Source organism: Amycolatopsis sp. NPDC003731 (assembly GCF_053586895.1).
On record NZ_JBSFNC010000274.1, the window covers coordinates 1 to 5,605 of the forward strand.

At 72.0% G+C, this 5,605-nt stretch carries 8 protein-coding genes; 3 read left to right on the forward strand and 5 right to left on the reverse strand.

All coding sequences use genetic code 11. The features are described from left to right. Positions 1 to 143: 143 nt before the first annotated feature. Together ACWDN5_RS46155 and ACWDN5_RS46160 are read right to left on the reverse strand one after the other, a co-directional pair. Positions 144 to 863 carry a DUF3159 domain-containing protein gene (locus ACWDN5_RS46155; RefSeq protein WP_310974892.1) on the reverse strand — a complete coding sequence of 240 codons (720 nt, stop codon included), beginning with the start codon at positions 861 to 863 and terminating at the stop codon, positions 144 to 146. 9 nt (positions 864 to 872) lie between these two features. Further along, positions 873 to 1,253 (reverse strand): OB-fold nucleic acid binding domain-containing protein, encoded by a 381-nt coding sequence (locus ACWDN5_RS46160; protein WP_003074944.1) that lies wholly within the window; start codon positions 1,251 to 1,253, stop codon positions 873 to 875. A gap of 135 nt (positions 1,254 to 1,388) precedes the next feature. Between ACWDN5_RS46160 and ACWDN5_RS46165 the strand changes: the two genes are divergently transcribed. After that, positions 1,389 to 2,072, forward strand: coding sequence for an alpha/beta hydrolase (locus tag ACWDN5_RS46165; RefSeq protein ID WP_449680726.1), 684 nt, complete (start codon positions 1,389 to 1,391; stop codon positions 2,070 to 2,072). Positions 2,073 to 2,113: 41 nt separating this feature from the next. On the opposite strand, the gene ACWDN5_RS46170 is transcribed toward ACWDN5_RS46165, so the two are convergent. Together ACWDN5_RS46170 and dut are read right to left on the reverse strand one after the other, a co-directional pair. Continuing rightward, positions 2,114 to 2,776 (reverse strand): DUF3710 domain-containing protein, encoded by a 663-nt coding sequence (locus tag ACWDN5_RS46170; protein ID WP_310974891.1) that lies wholly within the window; start codon positions 2,774 to 2,776, stop codon positions 2,114 to 2,116. Beyond that, entirely contained in the window at positions 2,776 to 3,279 is a 504-nt protein-coding gene (dut, locus tag ACWDN5_RS46175; RefSeq protein ID WP_310974890.1) for a dUTP diphosphatase, read from the reverse strand. The genes ACWDN5_RS46170 and dut overlap by 1 nt, the downstream gene beginning before the upstream one ends. 24 nt (positions 3,280 to 3,303) lie before the next feature. On the opposite strand from dut, the gene ACWDN5_RS46180 reads away from it, so the two are divergent. Further along, on the forward strand, positions 3,304 to 3,786 hold the full coding sequence (locus ACWDN5_RS46180; protein WP_449680724.1) for a DUF3093 domain-containing protein: 483 nt from the start codon (positions 3,304 to 3,306) through the stop codon (positions 3,784 to 3,786). A gap of 141 nt (positions 3,787 to 3,927) precedes the next feature. Here the strand turns inward: ACWDN5_RS46180 and ACWDN5_RS46185 are convergent, their stop codons facing one another. Further along, positions 3,928 to 4,236, reverse strand: a complete 309-nt coding sequence (locus ACWDN5_RS46185; RefSeq protein ID WP_013224476.1) for a DUF4193 domain-containing protein — start codon at positions 4,234 to 4,236, stop codon at positions 3,928 to 3,930. Positions 4,237 to 4,748: 512 nt separating this feature from the next. Between ACWDN5_RS46185 and cei the strand changes: the two genes are divergently transcribed. Beyond that, positions 4,749 to 5,432 carry an envelope integrity protein Cei gene (cei, locus tag ACWDN5_RS46190; RefSeq protein ID WP_449680725.1) on the forward strand — a complete coding sequence of 228 codons (684 nt, stop codon included), beginning with the start codon at positions 4,749 to 4,751 and terminating at the stop codon, positions 5,430 to 5,432. Positions 5,433 to 5,605: the final 173 nt, after the last annotated feature.

A 5,605-nucleotide genomic window follows, 5' to 3' on the forward strand; every position in this document is an offset into this window, starting at 1 on the left:
CCCGGCTGGCCGCCGGAGGTCCCGAATGAGTCATTCGCGACGCTCGGCGGCCGAAACTGTCGGTGCCTGCCGGTAGCGTGGAAAACGGGGGGGCGCCCCCACGCGCGGGGGTTGCGCGGCGGCGGGCCAGGCGTCCGGGCGGTTCAGGCCTCCGGAGTCGCGTACTTCTCGCGCAGCCGGGCCTCGACCTCGGCGTCCGTCTCCGGCGTGGGCTCGGACTCGGCGAGCGCCTTCAGGCGCTTGTCCGAGCGGCGGACCGCCCACACGACCACCAGCAGGCCCAGCGCGTACAGCGGGTAGCCCATGGCGATCTTCGCGAAGGCCAGCCAGCCCGTGTAATCCTCCTGGTAAAGCCACCGCTGCACCACGAACCGGGCCGCGAAGATGGCCGCCATCGCCAGGGTTGCGATGTCGTAGCCGTAGCGGGACGGCTTGTCCTTGCGCCACGCCTGGCCCGTGCCGTTGAGCATGTTCCAGACCACGCCCGCGATCGGCCAGCGGACCACCACCGACAGCACGAAGATGCCGCAGTAGATCAAGCTCGCGTAGATCCCGAACAGGAAGAACCCCTTCGCCGACCCCGTGCGGTAGGCGATGAACGCCGCGATCGCGACGCCGAAGAAGCCGGAGATCGCCGGCTGCAGGGGCTCCTTGCGGACCACGCGCAGCACCGTGATGGCCACCGCGCTGCCGATCGACGTCCAGATGGCCGCGGTCAGGCCGAAGAACGAGTTCGCCAGCACGAAGACGATCACCGGCACCGACGAGTAGATCAGGCCGGACACCCCGCCCATCTGCTCGAGCAGGGTCGGCTGCGGCTCTTCGCCGTCGGTCTTCTTCTCGCTCGGGGCGGATTCAGTCACTTTGGGTGATCAACTCACTGGGCTCTGGAGCTCGTAATAGGGGTTGTACAGCACCTTCTGGCCGTCACGCTCGGCCATCCGGCCGCGCACCTTGATCGTCCGGCCAGGCTCGATGCCCGGGATCCGGCGGCGGCCGAGCCAGATTAGCGTCACGCCCTGTGTTCCGTCGAACAGCTCGGCCTCCAGCGTGGCGGCCTCGTTGGTCGGGCACAGCTCGACGCTGCGGAGCCGCCCCATCACGGTGACCTCTTCGCCCGAGCGGCAGTCGCAGGCCCGCTGCGCCCCCTCGGCGCCCGACCTCATCGACATCTCGTCGGCGTCGAGATCCTCGACATCGCTGGTCAGCTTGCGTACCAGCCGGCTGAAGTAGCCGCCGTCTTTGGCGGACATAGGTGCTCCTGTGCTCCGGGGCCCCCGACAATTTGCTTGCGGCCCGTGCGATTCCAGCGTACTGCGGTCCCCGCCAGGGAAACGCCTTTGCGCAAAGATCGCAACGTGACGTCCGCAATCAGAGTTCCCGCCGCGGTGCTGCTGCCCGGCACCGGCTCGGACGACGTGTTCGTCCGGGCCGTCTTCGAACGGCCCCTGCGCGCCCTCGGTGTCCCGCTCATCGCGCCACCCCCGCCCCCGGGCGCGGCGCTCGCCGACGGCTACCTGGCGACCCTCGACGCGCTGGCGGACGAACACGGCGAACTGGTCGTCGGCGGCATTTCGTTCGGCGCCCACCTGGCCGCGGAGTGGGCCGTGCGCAACCAGGCCCGTTGCGGGGGCCTGCTGGCCGCGCTCCCGGCCTGGAACGGCGTCCCGGGCCCGGCACCCGCCGCGCAGGCCGCGACGCTGACGGCGGATCTGGTGGCCGCTTCCGGCGTCGGCGCGGCGCTGGCGCAGACCGAAGGCAGCCCGGCGTGGCTGCGGGCGGAGCTGGACCGGGCGTGGCGGCGGCACGGCGACGGGCTGGCGGCCGGCCTGCGCGTCGCGGCCGGCCGCCCCTCCCCCACCCTCGCCGAACTGGCGGCGCTGGCCGTCCCGGCCGGGATCGGCACGTGCACCGACGACCCGATCCACCCGACGAAAGTCGCATCGGAGTGGGCGAGCGCACTCCCGCGCGCGGCCCTCGGCGCGACGACGCTCACGGCGCTGGGCGCGGACCGCGAATCCCTCGGCCGGGCGACCGTCCTCGCCTTCCTGAGGGCCCTCCGGACGCGCTGAAGGGCGCTCTCGCCGCGGTGAGAGCGCCCTTCGGGAGCAGGTCAGCCCTGTTGCTGCTGGGCCGCGATGTGCTCGGCGACCGCCTCGGGCAGCGTGATGGTCAGCGGGGTCCGGACCGGCATCGGCGCGTCGCCGCGGTCGACGATCGTCCGCCGGACGATCTCGCGCAGCACCTCGACGGCCGCCGCGGCCTCCGACTGGGGGCCGGCGATGACGCCGCGCAGCATCCAGCGGGGCCGGTCGACGCCGACGAAGCGCAGCGCGACGTCGCCGATGATGGCCGAGATCTCCAGGCCCCACACGCCGCGGCCCAAGGTCACCTTGGCGCCGTCGGAGCGCAGCTGGTCGGCCAGCTCGGAGCTGACCTCCCGCCACAGCCCGCCCGAGCGCGGCGCGGCGTACGCGCTGACCGTGATCTGGCCCTGCTCGGTGACGACGTGCACCGCGCGCACGCCCCCGGCCTCCGGGTCCATCTCGACCTGGACCTGGGAGCCGTCGGGCACCGGCACCTTCACCGAGCCGAGGTCGATCCGCGGGATGCCGTCGTCCTCGAAGTCCGCGACATCGAACGGGCCGTCGGAAACGTCCGAAAGCTCCGATTCCTCGTCGTACGCCTCGTCCTCGAAAGTGTCTTCGGCCTCGGGCGCGGCGTGCCGTCCCGCGGACCCGCCCTCGGTCCGCCGCTTGCGTCCGAAAATCCCCACTACTTCTCCGTTCCTTCCCCCGTGGCGGCGCTCGCGGCGAGCGCCGGTGCTCCCAGTGTGGCGTGTCCACCCGTCGAGCCGTAGCCTCCGTCGCCCCGCTCGGTCGCGTCGAGGGTGTCGACTTCGACGAACTCGGCGTGCTCGACCCGCTGCACGACCAGCTGGGCGATGCGGTCGCCGCGCGTCAGCTCCAGCGGATGCACCGGATCGTGGTTGATCAGGCAGACCTTGATCTCGCCGCGGTAGCCCGAGTCGATCGTGCCCGGGGTGTTCACCACCGAGAGGCCGGCCCGGGCGGCCAGGCCCGACCGCGGGTGGACGAACCCCGCATACCCGGGCGGGAGCGCGATCGCGACGCCGGTGCCGACGACGCCGCGTTCCCCGGGTCCGAGGACGATATCCGAGGTGGTGACGAGATCGGCGCCCGCGTCGCCCGGTCGGGCGTAGGCGGGCGGCGGGACATCCGGATCGAGCCGGGAGAGGAGTACCTGAACGCTGGACACGGGCGGCGAGATTACTCTCTACCCGTGGGTGAATCAGCGAAGACGGCCGCGAACGCGACGGTCCGGCACTCCGAACGGCTGTACGTCCCGTGGTGGGGCTGGCCGCTGCCGGTGCTGGGGGCGGTGCTGCTCGCGGCCGAGATCGACCTCGGGTACCCCGGGATCCGGGCGTGGCTGCCGTACGTGATCGCGTTGCCGGTGGTCGTGGCGCTGCTGCTGTCGCTGGGCCGGTCGAAGGTCCGGATCACCGGCGGCGACGAGCCGGAACTGTGGGTCGGCGACGCCCACCTGCCGCTGCGCTACGCCGGCGAGGTGGAGGTCTTCGACAAGGAGGCCAAGCGCAAGGCCCTGGGCCGCGACGGCGACCCGGCCGCCTACGTGCTGCACCGCGGCTGGGTCGGCCCGGTCGTGAAGGTCCACCTGACCGACGCGAACGACCCGACGCCGTACTGGCTGTTCAGCACCCGGCACCCGGAGAAGGTCGCCGAGCTGCTCAAGGGCGCCTGATCGCCGTCCGGACATGTGGAAGGGGGCCGGCCTGCCGGCCGGCCCCCTTGTCCCCAGCGCGCTTCGAGCCTCCCCCGGTTTCCCTCGAGGCTCTCCGTCGCGTCTGTTCGTCCCCTGTGTCCGAGAACCCCTCTGCGCTTCTCAGGCGCAGTCGCGGCAGATCAGGCGTCCGCCGTTGTCCTCGGCCAGCCGGCTGCGGTGGTGCACCAGGAAGCACACGGAGCAGGTGAACTCGTCCGCCTGCTTCGGCACCACCTTCACGGTCATGTCCTCACCGGAAAGCCCGGAGAGGTCGGCACCCGGCAGCTCGAAGTTCTCGGCGGTCGCGTCCTCGTCGACGTCGACGACGCCGGACTGGTTCTCGTTCCGCCGGGCCTTGAGCTCCTCCAACGAGTCTTCGGCCAGCTCGTCGGCTTCGCTGCGGCGCGGAGCGTCGTAGTCGGTAGCCATGTGTCCCTCACCCCTGCGATCAGCTTGTGTAGTCGTTTTCCCGGACTCCCGGATGCGCCCGTGAGTCCGCCGTGCCGCTGGTCAACGTTCCAGGGCCCCTGTTTGTGCCCGACGGCCGAAGTGACCGAGGTCTCTTCTTTTCGGGCCTCTTCCTGCGGCCGGAGCCCGGGAAGGGTAGCTCACCGCCGTCCGGGTTCTGCAACGAGTCAGACATTGCCGGGGAATCGTCACCCGACAGGGGGAACCCGCAGGTAAGACGCGTTGTCGTCCGTTCGGGTTGCCCGCAGGTGGAGAACTTCACGCGCGACCCGTGTCCGCTTGCCCCGCGCCACCCCGGCGTGGTGCGATCGCTGTGACGGGGATCGGTCCGGCGGGGTTCGGTACCGCACAATTGACACGGAGACCCACGGGGTGACCCGGGACCGCGTGCGTCGGTCGCAGCGCCTAGGCTGACCGGCCTCGGCGGTGCCCGGTACGCACGGCCGGTTTCGTGTTCGGGAAGGGACGGGCAGGTGGCGTCGGGGAACGGCATCGGGGACCGTGGGACGCGGCCGTATCGGAAGCACAAGCCGCTGCCGGCGCTGATCGTCATCGGCGTGCTCGCCGTCGGCGCGATCGTCGTCTGGGTGAACGCGGCCATCGGCAAGGGCGACGTCGACGAGGCGGTCAAGTGCGACCCGCCCGCGAGCCCGCCGCCGGGCGTCACGTTCAGCAGCCTGCCCCACAACGCGCTCGACGACCGCGCCCCGGTCCCGCCGGACAAGGTCGCCTACCGGGTCCTCAACGCCTCGGGCAGCCGCGGCCAGGGCGGCATCGCCACGACCGCGCTCAAGGAGCTGGGGTTCACCAGCGCCGCCGACCCGGCCAACGACCCGGCGTACGAGAACCGCGAGGCCAAGTGCCGCGGCCAGATCCGCTTCGGCGAGAACGGCGTCACCGCGGCCCGGACGCTCAGCCTGGTGGTGCCGTGCGCGGAGCTGGTCCAGGACAACCGCAAGGACGCGAGCGTCGACCTGGTGACGGGAACCCTGTTCGGCGACCTGCGGCCCCGCGCGGAGGCGAAGCAGATCATCACGCAGCTCGCCGACTGGTCCCGGACCCACCAGGGCGGCGGCGGCAACGAGCAGTCCGCGGGCGTGAAGGCGCCGGTGGTGGACCAGACGCTCCTGGCCTCGGCCCGCGACGTGGCCTGCTGACCCGCTGACCTGCGCCGACACTCGGCCCGCGGGGGCGCCCCCCGTTTTCCACGCTACCGGACGGCACCGACAGTTTCGGCCGCCCGAGGCAACCCGGGCCCGGCCGCCGGAGGTCGCGAATGACTCATTCGGGACCTCCGGCGCCGCCCAACCCCGTCGGCCTTCGCCCCCCC

Coding starts and splice junctions, on each gene's coding strand:
- ACWDN5_RS46160 (WP_003074944.1), bottom strand. CDS start 1,253: ATGTCCGCCAAAGACGGCGGCTACTTCAGCCGGCTGGTACGCAAGCTG.
- ACWDN5_RS46185 (WP_013224476.1), bottom strand. CDS start 4,236: ATGGCTACCGACTACGACGCTCCGCGCCGCAGCGAAGCCGACGAGCTG.